The 16,134-nt window shown below is 73.1% G+C and carries 16 protein-coding genes; 14 read left to right on the forward strand and 2 right to left on the reverse strand.

Going from position 1 to position 16,134, the window contains the following annotated elements; all coding sequences use genetic code 11:
- The first annotated feature begins 5 nt into the window (after nt 1-5).
- From NAEX_RS06475 to NAEX_RS06510, 8 genes are all read left to right on the forward strand, one after another.
- Nucleotides 6-1,223 (forward strand): IscS subfamily cysteine desulfurase, encoded by a 1,218-nt coding sequence (locus NAEX_RS06475; RefSeq protein ID WP_170136521.1) that lies wholly within the window; start codon nt 6-8, stop codon nt 1,221-1,223.
- 67 nt (nt 1,224-1,290) lie between these two features.
- Entirely contained in the window at nt 1,291-1,701 is a 411-nt protein-coding gene (iscU, locus tag NAEX_RS06480) for a Fe-S cluster assembly scaffold IscU (RefSeq protein WP_096326640.1), read from the forward strand.
- 5 nt (nt 1,702-1,706) lie between these two features.
- Nucleotides 1,707-2,039 carry a HesB/IscA family protein gene (locus NAEX_RS06485; protein ID WP_096326641.1) on the forward strand — a complete coding sequence of 111 codons (333 nt, stop codon included), beginning with the start codon at nt 1,707-1,709 and terminating at the stop codon, nt 2,037-2,039.
- Between the two features lie 118 nt (nt 2,040-2,157).
- Nucleotides 2,158-2,670, forward strand: coding sequence for a Fe-S protein assembly co-chaperone HscB (gene hscB / locus NAEX_RS06490; RefSeq protein ID WP_096326642.1), 513 nt, complete (start codon nt 2,158-2,160; stop codon nt 2,668-2,670).
- A complete protein-coding gene (hscA, locus tag NAEX_RS06495) occupies nt 2,667-4,664 on the forward strand; it encodes a Fe-S protein assembly chaperone HscA (RefSeq protein ID WP_096326643.1) in 1,998 nt (665 codons plus the stop codon). Before hscB ends, hscA begins: the two co-directional genes overlap by 4 nt.
- A gap of 6 nt (nt 4,665-4,670) precedes the next feature.
- Complete coding sequence (locus NAEX_RS06500; RefSeq protein WP_096326644.1) at nt 4,671-5,015, forward strand: 2Fe-2S iron-sulfur cluster-binding protein; 345 nt, start codon at nt 4,671-4,673, stop codon at nt 5,013-5,015.
- Nucleotides 5,016-5,339: 324 nt separating this feature from the next.
- On the forward strand, nt 5,340-6,602 hold the full coding sequence (locus tag NAEX_RS06505; protein WP_096326645.1) for a M24 family metallopeptidase: 1,263 nt from the start codon (nt 5,340-5,342) through the stop codon (nt 6,600-6,602).
- 85 nt (nt 6,603-6,687) lie between these two features.
- Nucleotides 6,688-6,888 carry a helix-turn-helix domain-containing protein gene (locus tag NAEX_RS06510; protein WP_096326646.1) on the forward strand — a complete coding sequence of 67 codons (201 nt, stop codon included), beginning with the start codon at nt 6,688-6,690 and terminating at the stop codon, nt 6,886-6,888.
- Between the two features lie 126 nt (nt 6,889-7,014).
- On the opposite strand, the gene NAEX_RS06515 is transcribed toward NAEX_RS06510, so the two are convergent.
- A complete protein-coding gene (locus NAEX_RS06515; protein ID WP_096326647.1) occupies nt 7,015-7,806 on the reverse strand; it encodes an enoyl-CoA hydratase/isomerase family protein in 792 nt (263 codons plus the stop codon).
- A gap of 22 nt (nt 7,807-7,828) precedes the next feature.
- Between NAEX_RS06515 and NAEX_RS06520 the strand changes: the two genes are divergently transcribed.
- The 5 genes from NAEX_RS06520 (at nt 7,829) to NAEX_RS06540 (ending at nt 13,666) form a co-directional block, all read left to right on the forward strand.
- Entirely contained in the window at nt 7,829-8,263 is a 435-nt protein-coding gene (locus tag NAEX_RS06520) for an acyl-CoA thioesterase (RefSeq protein ID WP_170135509.1), read from the forward strand.
- Nucleotides 8,264-8,562: 299 nt separating this feature from the next.
- On the forward strand, nt 8,563-9,243 hold the full coding sequence (locus tag NAEX_RS06525; protein ID WP_096326649.1) for a DUF2293 domain-containing protein: 681 nt from the start codon (nt 8,563-8,565) through the stop codon (nt 9,241-9,243).
- Between the two features lie 524 nt (nt 9,244-9,767).
- The gene (locus NAEX_RS06530; RefSeq protein ID WP_170135510.1) at nt 9,768-11,183 is read left to right on the forward strand and encodes a TIGR00366 family protein; all 1,416 of its coding nucleotides are present in this window, start codon (nt 9,768-9,770) and stop codon (nt 11,181-11,183) included.
- A 168-nt stretch (nt 11,184-11,351) separates the two neighbouring features.
- Nucleotides 11,352-12,680 (forward strand): radical SAM protein, encoded by a 1,329-nt coding sequence (locus tag NAEX_RS06535; protein ID WP_096326651.1) that lies wholly within the window; start codon nt 11,352-11,354, stop codon nt 12,678-12,680.
- Nucleotides 12,677-13,666: a PLP-dependent aminotransferase family protein gene (locus NAEX_RS06540; protein WP_096326652.1), complete on the forward strand. Its 990-nt coding sequence runs from the start codon at nt 12,677-12,679 to the stop codon at nt 13,664-13,666. Before NAEX_RS06535 ends, NAEX_RS06540 begins: the two co-directional genes overlap by 4 nt.
- A gap of 174 nt (nt 13,667-13,840) precedes the next feature.
- Here the strand turns inward: NAEX_RS06540 and NAEX_RS06545 are convergent, their stop codons facing one another.
- Entirely contained in the window at nt 13,841-15,172 is a 1,332-nt protein-coding gene (locus tag NAEX_RS06545; RefSeq protein ID WP_096326653.1) for a radical SAM/SPASM domain-containing protein, read from the reverse strand.
- A 206-nt stretch (nt 15,173-15,378) separates the two neighbouring features.
- Here NAEX_RS06545 and NAEX_RS06550 point away from each other — a divergent pair, with 206 nt between their 5' ends.
- The gene (locus NAEX_RS06550) at nt 15,379-16,119 is read left to right on the forward strand and encodes a hypothetical protein (protein ID WP_096326654.1); all 741 of its coding nucleotides are present in this window, start codon (nt 15,379-15,381) and stop codon (nt 16,117-16,119) included.
- Nucleotides 16,120-16,134: the final 15 nt, after the last annotated feature.

Here is a 16,134-nt window from a genome sequence, read left to right on the forward strand (position 1 = left end):
CCGACATCAAGCGCCCGATCTACCTCGACTACGCCGCGACCTGCCCCGTGGACCCGCGTGTCCTCGAGGCCATGTTGCCGTACTTCGGCGACCGCTTCGGCAACGCCGCCAGCCGCACGCACGTGTTCGGCTGGCAGGCCGAGGAGGCCGTCGAGGCGGCGCGCCGCGAGATCGCCACCTCGCTCAACGCCGACCCGAAGGAGATCACCTTCACGAGCGGCGCCACCGAGTCGAACAACCTCGCGATCAAGGGCGTCGTCGAGTACCTCGCCGAGGCCGGCAAGAAGCACATCGTCACCGCCGTCACCGAGCACAAGGCGGTCCTCGACACCTGCAAGCACCTCGAGCGCCACGGCTGCGAGGTCACCTACTTGCCGGTCGCGCAGGACGGCCGCGTCACGCCGGAGCAGGTCGCCGCGGCGATCCGGCCCGACACCGCGCTCGTCTCGCTGATGATCGCCAACAACGAGACCGGCGTGCTCCACCCGATCACCGAGATCGGCGCCGCCTGCCGGGCCGCCGGGGTCCTGTTCCACACCGACGCCGTGCAGGCGTTCGGCAAGATCCCGGTCGACGTCGAGGCGATGAACATCGACCTCGCCAGCCTCAGCGCCCACAAGCTCTACGGGCCGAAGGGCGTCGGCGCGCTCTACATCCGCCGCCGCAAGCCGCGCGTCCGGCTCGCCCCGCAGATCCACGGCGGCGGCCACGAGCGCGGCACCCGCTCGGGCACCCTCAACGTCCCGGGCATCGTCGGCTTCGGCTACGCCGCCAAGCTGGCCCGCGAGGAGCTGGCCAGCGAGTCGGCCCGCGTGTTCGAGCTGCGCGAGCACCTGCGCCGGCGCCTGGTCACGGAGATCCCGCACGCGATCGTCAACGGTTCGCTCGAGCACCGCCTGCCGGGAACCCTCAACATCAGCTTCGCCTACGTCGAGGGCGAGAGCCTGCTCATGGGACTCAAGGACATCGCCGTCTCCTCGGGCTCGGCCTGCACCTCGGCCAGCCTCGAGCCCAGCTACGTCCTGCGGGCCATGGGCCTCGACGACGAGCTGGCGCACTCGAGCCTGCGCATCACGATCGGCCGGTTCACGACCCGCGAGGAGCTCGACTTCGTCGCCGACCTCATCCAGCGCGAGGTCGCTCGCCTGCGCGACATGTCCCCGCTGTGGGAGATGGTGCAGGAGGGCATCGACCTGCGCACCATCGAGTGGACCCCGCACTGATTGACTTCTCGGGCCTCCGGGCCCAAATCCCTACCCGGCCCCCCTGGGTCCCGCGAAGAGAACCGCCATGGCGTACAGCAACAAAGTCATCGACCACTACGAGCACCCGCGCAACGTCGGCAGCCTCGACAAGGGCGACCAGAGCGTCGGCACCGGCATCGTCGGCGCGCCCGCCTGCGGCGACGTCATGAAGCTCCAGATCAAGGTCGAGAACGGCGTCATCACCGACGCCAAGTTCAAGACCTACGGCTGCGGCTCGGCGATCGCCAGCTCGAGCCTCGTCACCGAGTGGGTCAAGGGCATGAGCGTCGACCAGGCCATGCAGATCAAGAACAGCCAGATCGCCGAGGAGCTGTCGCTGCCGCCGGTGAAGATCCACTGCTCCGTCCTCGCCGAGGACGCGATCAAGGCCGCGATCCGCGACTTCCAGCAGAAGCAAGGCGCCGCGCCCGCCGCCGAGGGCGAGCCCCAGCACTGACCGTCATGCCCAGCCTCACCGTCACCTCGCGCGCCGCCAAGGTCATGCGCGACCAGCTCGCTCGCCGCGGCACCCCGCAGGCGTGCATCCGCCTCGGCATCCGCGGCGGCGGCTGTACCGGCTACTCCTACCTGTTCGAGTTCGAGGACAAGCCGCCGCGGCCGAACGACCTGGTCGTCGAGCAGGACGGCGTGCGCGTCGTCGTCGACCCCAAGAGCCTGTTCTACCTCGACGGCACCGAGGTCGACTTCGAGACCGGCATCCGCGGCCACGGGTTCAAGTTCAAGAACCCCAACACCAAGGACTCGTGCGGCTGCGGCGAGTCGGTGTCCTTCTAGCCGGCCGCCCGCCCGCGGCGTTTACCTGCCCGTTCGGGCCTGTTCGATCGGCCCTGTTCCATCGGCCCTGTCTGAACGGGCCTGTCTTTTCGGACCTGTTCTCTCCGACCATCCGGCCATGTCCGCCGACACCGACCCCTTCGCCCTGTTCGACCTGCCGCGCCGGCACGCCGCCTCACGCGACGCGATCGAGCAGCGTTACCTCGAGCTGTCGCGGGCGGCCCACCCCGACAACGTCGTCGGCGACGGCACCGCGGCCCGCCGCGCCGCGGTCGAGCGCGCCAGCGCCGTCAACGCCGCCTACCGGGTCCTGCGCGACCCGGTCCTGCGCGCCGAGGCCCTGGTCAAGCTCGGCGGCATCGACCTCGACAGCACCGACCCCGAGCGCGGCGCCCCGCACCCGACCCAGGCCTTCCTGCTCGAGATGATCGACCTGCGCGAGCGCCTCGAGGACGGCGGCCCCGACGGCGTCGCCGCCCTGCGCGACGACGTCGAGGCCCGCTGCGACGCCGCCCTCGACGCCGCGGTCGAAGCCCTCGACGCCGGCGAGGTCCGCCGCGCCGCCGAGCACCTGGTGGCCCGCCGCTACTTCCAGCGCTTCCTCGACGAGACCGACAGCAGCGCCCCATGACCAGCGTCTCCATCCACGACACCGGCGCGCTGTTCCAGATCGCCGAGCCGACCGACCAGCGCCGCGCCCAGCGCCGCCCCGGCCGCGGGATCGGCATCGACCTCGGGACCACCAACAGCCTCGTCGCCCTCGCCCCCCACGGCGCCGCCCCACGTGTCCTTCGGGACAGCTCGGGCAGCGGCCTGGTCCCCTCGGTGGTCGCCTACACCACCGACCCACCGCTGGTCGGCCGCGCCGCCCAGGCGCTGCAGGCCGAGCACCCGTCGCAGGTGCTGAGCAGCGTCAAGCGGCTGATGGGCCGCGGCCTGGCCGACATCGACTTCGCCCACCCGTATCACCTGTCCGAAGAGACACCCGGCCTCCTGCGCATCGACGTGGGCGCGCCGGTCGGCTCGCAGGCGGACTCTGCGTCGCGGCGCGTCACCCCGACGGAGGTCTCGGCGGCGATCTTGCGCGAGCTCAAGCTGCGCGCCGAGGCCGAGCTGGGCGAGCCGTGCGACGGCGCGGTGATCACCGTGCCGGCCTACTTCGACGACGCCCAGCGCCAGGCCACCCGCGACGCCGGGCGGATCGCCGGCCTGCAGGTCTACCGCCTGCTCGCCGAGCCGACCGCGGCCGCCCTCGCCTACGGCCTCGACCGCGGCGGCGAGGGCCTGTTCGCCGTCTACGACCTCGGCGGCGGCACCTTCGACATCTCGCTCCTCCGCCTGCACAAGGGCGTGTTCCAGGTGCTGGCGACCGGGGGCGACAGCGCCCTCGGCGGCGACGACTTCGACCGCGCGCTCGCGGCTCGGCTGCTCCAAAGGTCAGGTGTCGGCGAGCCGACGCGCAACCAGCTCGACGCCGCCCGCCTGGCCGCCCGCGCCGCCAAGGAGCGCCTGACCGAGGCGACGGCCACGCGCGTCGCCCTGCCCGGCCTGCCCGAGCTCGAGGTCACGCGCGCCGAATTCGAGGCGCTGATCGAGCCGCTGGCCCAGCGGACCCTCCGCGCCTGCCGCCAGGCGCTCAAGGACGCCGGCCTGCGCGCGCCGGAGCTCGACGGCGTGGTTTTGGTCGGCGGCTCGACGCGGGTGCCGAAGATCCGCGAGCTCGTGGCCGAGACCTTCAAGCGCCCGCCGCTGGCCGACATCGACCCCGACGAGGTCGTCGCCTGGGGCGCGGCGATCCAGGCCGACATCCTCAGCGGCTCCGCGCGCGAGGGCGTCACGCTGCTCGACGTCGTCCCGCTCTCGCTCGGCCTCGAGACGATGGGCGGGATCGTCGAGAAGATCATCCCGCGCAACGCGACGATCCCGATCGCCGCGCGCCAGGTGTTCACCAACTACGCCGAGCACCAGACCGGCATGGTCATCCACGTGGTCCAGGGCGAGCGCGAGCTGGCCCGCGACTGCCGCAGCCTGGCCCGCTTCGACCTCAAGGGCATCCCCCGGCTGCCGCCGTCGATGGCCCGCGTCGAGGTCACCTTCCAGCTCGACGCCGACGCCCTCCTCACCGTGTCGGCGCGCGAGCTGATGACCGGCGTGCGCCAGTCGGTCGAGGTCAAGCCGACCTACGGCCTGTCCGAGGAGGAAGTCGACCGCCTGGTGATGGAGAGCCTCGACCACGCCGGCGACGACTACGCCCGCCGCAACGCCGCCGAGGCGCGCGTCGAGCTCGGCCGGGTCGTCCTGGCCCTGCGGACCGCCGTCGCCGAGGTCGGCCACCTGCGCGAGCTCTTGCCCGACGACGAGCGCGCCGGCCTCGAGGCCGCGCTGGCCGCCGCCGACGCCGCCATGGCCGACCCCGACGCCGCCGCCGACCCGCTGAACCGCGCCCGCACGGCGCTCGAGAAGGTCAGCGAGCCGTTCGCCCGCCGCCGCATGGAGCGGGCGTTGAACGCCGGCATGGCCGGCAAGAGCCTCCACGACATCGAGCGCGCGCTGGCCGACGAGGACGCGCTGCAAGAGAAGCGCGCCGGCCACACCCCCGAGCTGCTCGAACCCGAAGAGCCCTGAGAACGCATGCCGAACGTCACCTTCATCGGCCCCCATGGCACCAAGGTCGTCGAGGCCGCGCCCGGCGAGACCCTCCTCGACGTCGCCGAGCGCCACGACATCATGATGGGCTCCGCCTGCGGAGGCGTGTGCGCCTGCTCGTCGTGCCACTGCTACGTCCGCCAGGGCCTCGCCACCCTGCCCGAGATGTCCGACGCCGAGAGCGACCGCCTCGACATGGGCTTCGACGTCCGCCCCTACAGCCGCCTCGGCTGCCAGGTCAAGGTCGGCACCGCCGACCTCGTCGTCGAGCTCACCCAGGAGTCGATCCGCACCTGGTACGACGAACACCCCCAGGCCCGCAAACCCTGAGGCCGCGGCGCCGCAAGTTCGACGTCGAGGCCGATACGCGGCGGAGCTTGCCGAGCGTCGCGGCCGCGCGCGGCGCTCGTGGCGACCGTCCTCATCGAGCCCGAAGAGGCCTCGCGGGCGCTGCGGGCGAGGAGCCGCCTCTTGTCGTTCTACGCTGGGGGCGCGGAGATCGGGCCCCGACCTTTGGGGACAAGAGCGGTGTTGTCGCCCGCGGCGCCCGCGAGGTTCGGTGATCGTAGGTGGTGTGCGTGATCTGAAGAAGATTACGCTTCGACCGCCTGCTGTCGGCGCGCGCGCCCGCGGGCCGGGGGCTATAGTCGACGCGTGCATCGTCGCGCGTTCGTCACCGGCACGCTCGCCGCTCTGTCTCTTGGGTCATGTCGTTCCGCTCGCGTCCCGCCCTCATCGACCGCGCCGCCGGTCGACGCGCGCTTCGCCGCGCTGGCCGGCTTCTGCGACGGCGTCGCCCCGATCGGCGACGACGAGCGGGCGCGCCGGCGCGAGCGGGCCCAGGGGCTCATGCAGGAGCATGGCTTTTCGGCCATGCTCCTCGAGCCAGGTGACTCGCTGCTCTACTTCGCCGGCGTCCGCTGGGGGCGGAGCGAGCGGCCGATGCTGTACCTGCTGCCGGCGCGCGGCGACGCGGCCTTGATCGCGCCCGCGTTCGAGGCCCGGACCTTGCGCGAGCGGGCCGGCGACGCGCTCGCGCAGCACCTGTGGCACGAGCACGAATCGCCGTACGCGAAGCTGGCGGAGGCGTTGCGGGCGGCAGGGGTCGAGCGCGGCAAGCTCGGCGTCGATCCATGGACGCGCGCTTTCATCGTCGACGGCGCGCGCGCGGCCTGCGAGGTCGAGATCGCTCCGGCCACGCCGGTGCTCCGCGGCTGTCGCTCGATCAAGAGCGCGAGCGAACTCGCGCTCCTCCGCCGCGCCAACGAGGCCACAAAGGCCGCGCTGAGGGCCGTTTCCGCGCATGTCTCCGAGGGCATGTCCGAAGGTGAGCTCGCCGGACTCGTGCATGCCGCCCAGACCGCAGCTGGCCTGACGGACACGTGGGTTTTGGCGCTGTTCGGCGCCAACGCCTCGTTCCCCCACGGCACCCAGGGCGAGAAGCGGCTCGCTCGCGGTGAGCTCGTGCTCGTCGACGCCGGCGGGGCGCTCCACGGCTATCAGTCCGACGTCACCCGGACATGGCCTTTCGGACCTGTCTCATCGGCGGGGGCGCGCGCGTGGCAGGCCGTCCATCGCGCCCAGACGGCCGCGCTCGCCGAGCTGCGGCCGGGTCGCACGTGCGAGGCGGCCGACGCTGCGGCGCGCGCGGCGGTCGCCGCGGCCGGCTACGCCGCCGACTACGGCAACTTCACGCATCGCCTCGGCCACGGCATCGGCCTGCAGACCCACGAGGACCCCTACCTCGTGCGCGGCAACCAGGACCTGCTGCGACCCGGGATGACCATGTCCGACGAGCCAGGTGTCTACTTGATTGGTGAGCTCGGCGTCCGCCTCGAGGACATCGTCGCCATCACCGAGGGGGAGCCCGAGGTATTCGGCCCGCGGGCCGGTTCGATCGACGCGCCGTTCGGGTGACGAGCCTCGCTGCCGCGTGCGCGACCTTGATCTCCAAGAGCGCAAGCCAGGGTGGTATAGGCCCTGACACACCGGAGAGAGGAAATTGCCGCAGCTCATCCTTGAAGACCTGAACCTCGAGACCGCGGAGCGGCGCCTGTGCTCCGAGGCGCTCAACACCGCCGGCAACATCGTCGGCGCTGCGGACCTGCTGGGCATCACCCGTCACGCCTTGAAGCGGCGGATCATCAAGCTCGGCATCGAGTGGCCGCCCGCGCGCGGCAACCGTAACGAGCCCAACACCTAGGTCATGCCGGCGGAGCGGCGGCGCGGGTGACCTGGCTCTTTGGACAGGTGAACGCGAGCGCCGACGCTCCGCGATCGACGAGCGCGCGGACGCGGGCGCCCGCGCGCGCGGACCCGGGCGCCCGGTTCAGCGCCCGGTGAAGTTCGGCGTCCGCTTCTCCACGTACGCCGCCAGCCCCTCGGTCGCGTCGCTGCTCTGGAACAGTCGCTGCTGCAGCTCGCGCTCGAGCGCCAGCCCGTCGAGCAGGCCGAGCTCGCCGCCGGTCTGACAGGCGCGCTTGAGCAGGCCGACCGCCAGCGACGCCTTGGCCGGCGGCACGAAGCGCTTGGCGTACTCGCGGACCTGACCGACGAAGTCGGCGGCGCTCGGGGCGTCGAACACCTTGTTGACGATGCCGAGCTTGTGCGCCTCGTCGAAGTCCATCGTCCGGCCCTCGGCCATCAGCTCGATCGCCGCCGACTTGCCGATCAGGCGCGTCAGTCGCTGCGTGCCGCCCGTCCCTGGGAGCACCCCGAGCGCCACCTCGGGCAGGCCGCACTGACCGGCGCCGCGGCGGGCGATCCGGATGTCGGCGGCCAGCGCGATCTCGAGGCCGCCGCCGACGCAATGGCCGTTGAGCGCCGCGATCACCAGCTTCGGCGTCTGCTCGAGCCGCGCGATCGTCTCGTTGGCGTGCAGGCAGAAGTTGTACTTGAACGTCGGGTCGGCGCCCTTGAGCATGCGGATGTCGGCGCCGGCGCAGAAGAACTTCTCGCCCGCGCCGACGACCACGATCACGTGCGCCTCGGCGTCGAAGCGGGCGCGCAGGATCGCCGCGTCGAGGTCCTGCATCATCGCGTACGAGTAGCAGTTGGCGGGCGGGACGTTGAGCGTGAGCTGGGCGACGCCGCCCTCGGCGTGGTATTCGACGTGAGGCATGCCCGGGCTTATACCCGATCCTGTGCACGTCCACCGCGTCCGCGTCGGCTTCGGCGACTGCGATCCCGCCGGCATCGTCTACTTCCCGCGCTTCTTCCACTTCTTCCACGAGGCGATGGAGACGTGGTTCGACGAGGTGCTGGGCCTGCCCTACGCCGAGATGATCCGCGGCCGCGGCCTCGGCTTCCCCGCCGTCCACACCGAGGCCGACTTCGCCATCCCGTGCGCCTTCGGCGACGAGATCGCGGTCGAACAGCGCGTCGTCGGCCTCGGCCGCACCTCGATCCGCTTCGCCTACCGCGTGCGCACGCACGGCGACCCCCAGTCGCCCGTCCGCCTCACCGGCGCCACCGTGTCCGTCGTCATGGACCTCGACCCGCGCCGCCCGACCTTCCGCCGCCCGGTCGAGCTGCCGGCCGACCTGCGCGCCCGCATCGAGCCGCTGGTCGGCGCGTGAGCCAGGCCGACGGTGACGGAGCCGGGGCGACGCGCGTCGTCTGGACGCTCGCTTCGTCGCGCGCGGCGTCCTCCTCGCGCACCGCCCGGCGCAGCGACCCCGGGCTCCTGCGTCGCCGGGACCCGCGATCGCCAGCGTGCGCGCAACATGTCTTTGGAGACAGCCGAACGTGCGAGCCTCGCCTCGCCTCGCCGCCGCCGCACCTCGCAGCCGCACGCTCGACGCTGTCGCGGCCCCGCCGCCGCCGGCGCCGCAGGTCTTGACCGGTCCGCGCGCGGGTTGGCACAGTCCGCCGCACCATGAGCGAGTCGCTGACCCTCGCCCCGACCGCGGACCCGCGGGTCTTCGTCGCCCCCGACGGCCGCCGTCTGTCCCCGCCGCCCGGCTGGGCCTGCCTGCCGCCGGGCGACGCTGCCCTGACGCGGCGCGTCAAGCTGGCCGGCCCGTCGTGGGCCGTGGTCGAGAAGAAGGGCCGCAAGCTGTTCTCCAGGGGCCTGTGGGCGCCCGCCGCGACGATCGAGTCGCTGCGCGCCGCCCTCGAGACCGAGCGCTCGACCGAGGCCTACGCCAAGAAGCGGGCCGCCGACGGCGCCCGCCGCGAGCGGACCCAGGCCGCCTACGTCGGGACCTTCGAGCAGGCCGTGCTCGAGTTCCTGCGCTTCGCCCCGCGCTGGGACGCGCTCGCGCGGGCCGTCGCCGCCCGCGTCACCGCCCACGCCACCCCGGTCGGCAGCGGCACCGTCGCCCGCACCGAGCGGATCCCCGTCGAGGAACGGGCCCGCGCCGCCGTCATCGCCTGGATGCGCCACCAGACCACCGGCTACGACGACATGCAGATCGCCCGGGTCAAGGGCGCCCGCCGCGAAGTCCGGCGCGAGCTGGCCGAGATCTCCCGCGCCGTGCTCGACCTCCACCGCCGCGACGAGCCCCACGCCGCCCGCGCCTGCCCGCTGTGCCAGGCCGTCGCCGCGCCCGCGTGAGCAGCGGTCCTTCAAGACATGCCCATGTATCAGGGACTGCGGCTCGCGGTGACCTGGAGGTGCCACGAGCCTGGGGGCGGCGAGCAGATCGAACATGCCCTGAAGAACATGCCTTTCGGGACATGCCCCTAAAAGCATGCTCTTCAGGCCCTGTCCGGGCGCGCACCCGCCTCGGACCACGGTTCACGCCGTGAGCCCGGGCGCCGCCGCGAAGGCGGCGAAGCGGGCGCGGGGCCAGGCGCCGCGATCGTTCGGCAGCGACAGCAGCGGCGGCAGCTCGATGCCCGCACGGCCGGCATACCGTGTCGGCGCCGTCCTCCGCGGGCCCGTCGCTGCCGCCCGCTCGCTCGGCGGCGGCGGGCGCGAGCGTCGTGCCCGTCGCCCCCTGCGCCGCACGGGCCGCCGCGGCGGTTCCCGGGGTTCTTGCGGCCGGCATCCCGTGCGCCGCTCCCTCGCTGCGCCGCGCCCCGAGGCCGACCGCCCGTCGTCCCACAAATCGCCGCCCCCGGCTACCATCGTCTGCGGTGCGTCGCCTCCCTCCGCTCGTCCGCCTCGGGCTCGCCGTGCGACGCGGCTTCGGTCGCTTCACGCCCGACCCGTTCGTCGTCGCGGTCGGCATGACGCTCGTCACCCTCGTCGCCGGCGCCCTCGCGGTCGGCGACGGCGCCGGCGGCCTCGTCCGCGCCCTGCGGCTGTGGAGCGCCCCCGGCGGTCTGTGGTCGCTGCTGGCCTTCGCCGGGCAGATGGCGCTGATGCTGACCCTCGGCACCGCCCTCGCCGCCGCCCCGCCGGTGCGCCGCGGCCTGGAGGCCCTCGCCCGCCTGGCCGCCGGCCCGCGCCGGCTCGTCGGCCTGGTCGCGTTCGTCTCCTGCACCCTCTGCCTCTTCAACTGGTCTTTGGGACTTGTCTGCGGGGCCATGTTCGCCAGGACAGCTGGCGACGAGGCCCGGCGGCGCGGGCTCGCCCTGCACTACCCGCTGCTGTGCGCCGCCGGCTACGCCGGCATGATGGTCTGGCACGGCGGCCTGTCCGGCACCGCCCCGCTCAAGGCCACCACCCTCGCCGACCTCACCGAGGTGCTCGGCCCCGAGCTCGCCGCCCGCGTCGGCCCGATCGCCCTGTCCGACAGCCTGCTCGGCGGCCTCAACCTCGCCGTCACCGGCGGCCTGTGGCTGCTCGCCCCGCTCGTGTTCATGGCCCTCACCCCGGCCGCCGGCGCCGACCCCGACCCGCAGCCGGCCCCGCCTTCAGGACATGCTCCAGAGGACATGCCTTCGGCGACAGGTCCGGAAGAACATGCCCCTTCGACCACTACCGGCCTCGACCGGCTCGAGCGCTCGCCGCTGGTCGTGTGGGCGCTGGCGCTGCCGGCCGCCGCCGCGCTGGCGTTCGCCGTCGGCGACGCCGCCGGCCCCGCCCTCGACCTCAACGCCATCAACCTCGCGCTGTGGGTGCTCGCGCTGGTCCTGCACGGCCGGCCGGACGCGTTCGTGCGCGCCTGCGACGCGGGCGCCCGGGCCTCCGCCGGCATCCTGCTGCTGTTCCCGCTCTACGGCGGGATCATGGGCGTCATGAAGGGCACCGGCCTGGCGGCGGCGCTGGCCGGCCTGTTCGCCGCCGCCGACCCGCGCGTGTTCACCACCCTCACCTTCGTCTCGGCCGGCTTCCTCAACCTCTTCATCCCCTCGGGCGGCGGGCAGTGGGCGGTGCAGGGGCCGATCGTCATGAGCGCCGCGCTCGAGCGCGGCGTCGATCGGACCCACGCGATGCTGGCGATCGCCTACGGCGATCAATGGACCAACATGCTCCAGCCGTTCTGGGCCGTCCCGCTGCTGGCGATCACCGGCGTACGCGCCCGCGACATCATCGGCTATTGCACGCTGTGGATGTTCGCCGGCGGCCTGTGGATCGCCGCCTGCTTGCTCCTCGCCTCGCTGTGATCCGGCGAATCGTGGCACCAGAGATGGCCACGCGGCAGGTCGGCGCTCGCCGGTTCACGTCGTTCCGGGCGGTCGCGCGAATGCCCGCTCGGGGCAAAAATTCGCGCGGTCCTCGCGGACTGCGCGCGGCTGCCGGCCTGCGAGCGTCGTGGTAGATTGCCGCCGGTCATGGACAGCGCCTCCCCCCGGGCGACGGTGTATCACGTCGTCACGCTCAGCAATTTCGCGCGCGGCTTCGACAAGTACCAGCGGCGCTACCGCAAATCGCTGATCCCCGAGAGCACCTATCCCGACGTCGTGCATGTCCTCGCCGCCGACGAGCTGGCGATCGGCGTGCGCAAGGCCAGAGGCCTGCTCGCGCGGCTGGCCTTGCCCGGCGACGCGCTGGTCGCCCTCGAGGCGCGGCTGCCGGCCGGCGAGCTGCGCGTCAACGAGCGCAACGGCCTCGGGCGCGTGTGGCTCTCGGGCGATTTGCCGGTCCAGCGGGTGTTCGCCATCGACGGCGACGGTCAGCTCGGCGCCGCCATCCCGCTCGAAGACGCCAGCGCGCGCGCGCTCGCCTTGCACGCCGCCCGCTTCGCGCCCTACCGGCAGATCACGCCCCGATCGATCTCCTTCCTCCCGATCGCGCGCGGTTGCCAGGCCAGCTGCCCGTTCTGCTTCTCCGAGGCCTCCGCCTCCGCGGAGCAGGCCGGCGGTCGCCTCGACCTCGGGCTCGCCAGGCGCTGGCTCGCCGCGGCCCGCCGTCGCGGCGCCGAGCGGGCCGTCATCACCGGCGGCGGCGAGCCGACCCTGCTCGCGCGCGACCGCCTGCTCGGGCTCGTCGGCGCCTGCCGCGAGTTCTTCGCCAAGGTCGTGCTGATCACCAACGGCGTGCGGCTCGCCGGGGACGACGCGGGCGAGCGGCGGGCCTTCATCGCCGACCTCGCGGACGCGGGCCTCGGCGTGCTGGCCGTCTCGCGTCACCACTGGGACGAGGCCGTCAACGCCGCGCACATGAACCTCGAGACGCACACCGAGCGCGTCCTCGAGGCCGCGCGCGGCTCGTCGCTGCGCACGCGCCTCGTCTGCGTGCTGCAGCGCGGCGGCGTCGAATCAATGGCCGACATCGACGCCTATGTGCAATGGGCCGTCGCCCGCGGCGCCCACGAGGTCTGCTTCAAGGAGCTCTACGTCTCCACCAGCCGCGAATCGGTCTATCACTCGCTGGCCGCCAATCAGTACAGCGCCGATCATCAGGTCCCGCTGTCGCGCGTCCACGAGTGGGCCCGCACCCGCGGCTTCGGCGAGTGCGCGCGCCTCCCGTGGGGGGCGCCGGTCTACGCCGGCGAGCTCGCCGGCGGCCCGTTGCGCGTCGCCGCCTACACCGAGCCGAGCCTGTTCTGGGAGCGCACCCACGGCCTCGCGCGCAGCTGGAACGTCATGGCCGATCACACCTGCCTCGTCTCGCTTGAGGATCGGGCCAGCGCGATCACCCTCGACGAGGCCGCGGCATGAACTTCCAGGAGTTCCTCGCCTGGAGCGGCGGCGTGCACGAGCCCGACGTCCTGCGGGCCTGCGAGACGCGGATCTCCGCCGCCTTCGCCGACCTCCGTCCGCCGCTGGAGCGCGCCTCACCGCCGCGCACCGTGCATCGCTGCGACCTCGCGCGCGCCTGGTGCGAGCTGCGCGGCCTGCCGCCGACTGCCGCGCGCGGGGCCATGATCTGCGCCGGCGTCCGCCACGCGCTCTCCCTCCTGTTCGCCCACATGGCGGCCGCCGGCCGGCGCCTCGCCCTGCCGACCGACGTCTACCCCGTCTACTGGGACCTCGCGCGCGCCGCCGGGGTGGCCACGGTCGGCGTGCCCACCTTCCCCGATCTCGCCATCCACGACGTGCTCGAGCGCGCCACCCGGGCCGAGGTCGCCGCGCTCGTGTTGCCCGATCCGCTCAAGCTGCACGGCCGCTTCCTCGCCGCCGACGAGCGCGCCGCCCTGCTCGCCTGGCTCGGCCGCGATCCGCACCGCCGCCTCGTCCTCGACGGCGTCTACACCTTCGGCCAGCGCCTGCGCCCGGCCACGCTCGAGCTGCTCGCCAGCGGCCAGGTGCTCTACCTCGATTCGCTGTCGAAGGGCTGGCTGTACCCGCGGGTGTTCGGCGTCGCCCACCTGCCGCCCCGCGACTTCGACCACCTCGGTCCGGTGTTTCGCGCCGCCGCCCCGCCGCAGGCCGACCTGTGGCTCGCCGCCCGGCTGCTCGCCGAACACGCCGGGCTCCCCGCCGCGCTGGCGGCCGCGATCGACGAGCGCCGCCTGCGGCTCGTCGCCGACCTGCGCGCCCGCGGCCTCGCGCCGTTCTCCTTCGACCGCGGCTACCTCGTCGGCGTCGACGGCGACGCCCGCGAATTGTTGGGCACGCATCGGGTCCTGCTGATCCCCGGCGGCGTGTTCGGCGAGCCGAAGCGCCCCGTCGCGCTCGCCAGCGCCCTCCCGCCCGCGCCGTGACGCGGCGGACATGTCTCCGAGGACATCTCCTGTCGAGGCCGCCGGCTCGCTGTTCATGACGACCTCGAAGGAGCTGTCCCCGGGGACAGCTCCTGCCGAAGCCGCCCTTCAGGGGAGGACCCCGAACGAGCTGTCCCCGAGGTCATCTCCTGTCGAGGCCGCCCGGCTCCCGCCTCACGGCTCGTCTGCGCCCGCGACCGCGAGCGGCGCCCCCGGGCCGAAGAACGCCGCCTCTCGCCCGGTGCGCGGCCCCTCGATCGTCACCGGCCCCGCGCCCGCGGCCTTCGGCTCGCGCACCACGCGGAACAGCCCGTGCGCGAACGCCTGATCGTCCGCGCCCGCGACCTGCTCGACGCGCTCGCGCAGGCCCATGCGGTCCATCTCGAGCGCGCGGTGGTGACAATACGGGTTGTTGCCCGGCCGGCCGAGCAGCGGCTCGCTCATCGCCGTGCAGCCGCCCATGCAGGTGTCGGCGTAGTAGCATTCGCGGCAGTAGCCCCACAACGAATCGAGGCCGCGCTGCTCGACGTAGCGGATCTCCGGCGCCCGCTCCCACAGGGCGCGGAGGCCGTGGTCGCGCCAGTTGCCGCCGGCGTTGACCGCCCCGCCGACGCTCGGGCACGACTTGATGGTCCCGTCGGCCTCGATCCCGAGCCCCGTGCGCCCGGCCGAGCAGCCCTTGTAGTGCCCGTCCTCCTGCTGCAGGCGCCGCAGCTTGCCCTCGAGCGGGCCGAAGTAGCCGAGGTTGTTGCCGGGCCAGAACCTGATCCTGCGCGCCGCGCAGCGGGCGATCACCCGCTCGAGCTCGGGGAACAGCTCGAGCAGCTCGAATGGTTGCAGCAGCAGCTCCGGGTGGTCGGCCGCGTTGCCGTGCGGCATCGTCAGGAACATCTGCCACACCTCGGCCCCGGCGTCGGCCAGCAGGTCGCACAGCGGCAGCAGCTCGCGCCAGGTCAGGCGGTTGATCTGGGTGTTGGCGGCGATCCGCGCCCCGGCCCGGCGGCTGTGGGCCAGCGCCTCGAAGCAGCGGCGCCAGCCGCCCGGCGTCCCGCGCAGCGCGTCGTGGCTGGCCTCGAGCCCGTCGATCGACACCGACACCAGCTGCAACCCGGCCTCGACCAGCGCCTCGGCGCGCGTCTGCGTCAGCCCGAGCCCGCCGGTGGTCAGCGAGCAGCTCATCCCGCGCTCGCGGATCCGGCGGATGACCCAAAGGACATCCGCGCGCAGGTAGGCCTCGCCGCCGATCAGCGCCACCTCGCCGACGCCGAGCTCGGCCAGCTCGTCGACCAGCCGCAGTGCCTCGTCGGTCGTCAGCTCGTCCGGCCGCGCGACACCCGCACGGGGACCGCAAGCCTTGCAGCGCTGGTCACAGGCGCGCGTGAACTCCCAGACCGCCAGCGCCGGCCGCTGCACCGCGCCCCGCGGCGGCGGCAGCACGCGGCGACCGCGACCCGGCGGCAACGACTCCACCACGGGCAAGCGCCGGCGCGCCTCACGAAGCTTCACCAGAGCCAGGCTAGCACGGCAGAGACAGCGCCTCGCGAGGTGTGACCCAAGTCGAACTCCGGGCGCTGCGAACGATCTTGCACACCTGCCGTCTCGCCCTCACGTTCCAGAGAAACATGGCCATGCGAGCGACCGAGCCCCCTCCGCGACCCGAGACAACCACTTCCCGTCTTCGAGAGCCACCTTTTACGCTTCTCCGCCGGGCGATGGGCGACGGTCCGACGCGGCGCCGCAAGCTCCTCAACCTGGCCCTGGCGCTGCGCAGCTACGGCGACGAGCGGCAGGTGGTGCCGCGGCTGCAGCGCCTCAAGGAGCTCGGGTGGGTCGACGAGATCCCGACGCGGATCCAGCGGATCGTCGGGGCCATCGACATGCTGCGCTTCTTCATCGTCCCCTGCGCGGCCGACTATTACCGGTCGAAGGGCATCAACTTCTATTTTCACACCCTGCTGCGCTTCCTCGACGACCCGGCGTCGCTGATCGACCCGACCGGCCTCAACAGCGCGCGCGACACGATCATCGGCCACGTCCTGCAGGTCGTCCACGCCAACCCCGACTACGACCTGCAGCTGCTCGAGTCCTTCCCCGACGGCCTGCACGCGATGGAGGAGCAGATCGTGGCGATCCTCGGCGGCACCCACCCGCGCGCCGCCTCGATCCTCGCCACCGTCGAGGACCCCGAGTACCACGCCCGCCTGCTCGCCTACGTGCGCGAGTTCCGGCGCCGCCAGCCGATGACCGCCTCGCTGGTGCGCGAGAACATCCTCGACGACGACCGCTTCCGCGTCCTCGAGCGCACCTTCGGCGAGCTGCCGCGGGCCATGCGATACTTCAGCAAGCTGCCCAAGAGCCCGCTCGGGGCGGCGCGCCACCTGCTGTCGGTCCGCCAGTTCCCGCTCCACCTGGCCGAGCAGGTCTACACCGAGCGACCGGCGCGGGTCGGGTGACCTTCACGCCATGCG

It is taken from the genome of Nannocystis exedens, from assembly GCF_002343915.1.
Taxonomy (GTDB): Bacteria; Myxococcota_A; Polyangia; order Nannocystales; family Nannocystaceae; genus Nannocystis; species Nannocystis exedens.

Coding starts and splice junctions, on each gene's coding strand:
- iscU (WP_096326640.1), top strand. CDS start 1,291: ATGGCGTACAGCAACAAAGTCATCGACCACTACGAGCACCCGCGCAAC.
- NAEX_RS06485 (WP_096326641.1), top strand. CDS start 1,707: ATGCCCAGCCTCACCGTCACCTCGCGCGCCGCCAAGGTCATGCGCGAC.
- hscB (WP_096326642.1), top strand. CDS start 2,158: ATGTCCGCCGACACCGACCCCTTCGCCCTGTTCGACCTGCCGCGCCGG.
- hscA (WP_096326643.1), top strand. CDS start 2,667: ATGACCAGCGTCTCCATCCACGACACCGGCGCGCTGTTCCAGATCGCC.
- NAEX_RS06500 (WP_096326644.1), top strand. CDS start 4,671: ATGCCGAACGTCACCTTCATCGGCCCCCATGGCACCAAGGTCGTCGAG.
- NAEX_RS06515 (WP_096326647.1), bottom strand. CDS start 7,806: ATGCCTCACGTCGAATACCACGCCGAGGGCGGCGTCGCCCAGCTCACG.
- NAEX_RS06525 (WP_096326649.1), top strand. CDS start 8,563: ATGAGCGAGTCGCTGACCCTCGCCCCGACCGCGGACCCGCGGGTCTTC.
- NAEX_RS06535 (WP_096326651.1), top strand. CDS start 11,352: ATGGACAGCGCCTCCCCCCGGGCGACGGTGTATCACGTCGTCACGCTC.
- NAEX_RS06540 (WP_096326652.1), top strand. CDS start 12,677: ATGAACTTCCAGGAGTTCCTCGCCTGGAGCGGCGGCGTGCACGAGCCC.
- NAEX_RS06550 (WP_096326654.1), top strand. CDS start 15,379: ATGGGCGACGGTCCGACGCGGCGCCGCAAGCTCCTCAACCTGGCCCTG.